Source organism: Ideonella sp. P3_A4 (genome assembly GCF_056403075.1).
In genome coordinates, this window is the sequence record NZ_JBFUGE010001337.1 from 1 (window position 1) to 615 (window position 615).

Genomic DNA, 615 nt, shown 5'->3' on the forward strand with positions numbered 1-615 from the left:
ACACAGCCCGAAAGGATCCCGACGGTTGCTACAGCCAGATAGAGCACCGAGAAGGTGGAGAAAACAATCGCGCCGCACACCGCGAGCAGTCTGCCAAAACCGTTGCCGCGGCGACGCCTATCGTTGGGTTCCATAGGATCGGGCATGATTGAAGCCTAACGTTTGACATGAGAGGCTTGGCCCGGCTTGCCGGGACAAGTCCTCTCGATGGAAGGGTTAGGCGCCATGCTATTTGCTGGAGCGCCATGCGAGTGCCAAGGCTTCATGCTGCTTGATAAATGCGTCTTTCCCGTTCATGTACGCCTCGATATCAAGCGGGAAGTCGCTAGCCAGACRCTGCTCTAGGGAGCTGTACGCTTCTGCTGCTTGAGAATGCGCATTCATATAGTCGCGGAAGGCGAGGTGTCGATGTGCACCGGGACTGTTCTGTTCAAACGCATGAACCTGGTGCGTACGGACGCCCTCCGGCGAGTCTTTGCGAAAGTAGCGGCGGGCAGGAATGCCGAACTCTCCCATTGCCTCGTACCCGAGTGCTTCCACCGCGTTGGCTCCGGAATCTAAGTCTTTGAGCTCCCGAACTACCAAAAGGATGTCAATGATCGGTTTGGCGTAGAT

The 615-nt window shown here is 56.5% G+C and carries 1 protein-coding gene; it reads right to left on the minus strand.

Translation table 11 applies throughout. The features are described from left to right. Nucleotides 1-228 precede the first annotated feature (228 nt). A partial coding sequence (locus AC1DYI_RS37885; RefSeq protein ID WP_477209188.1) for a GrpB family protein occupies nucleotides 229-615 on the minus strand: 387 nt, incomplete at its 5' end.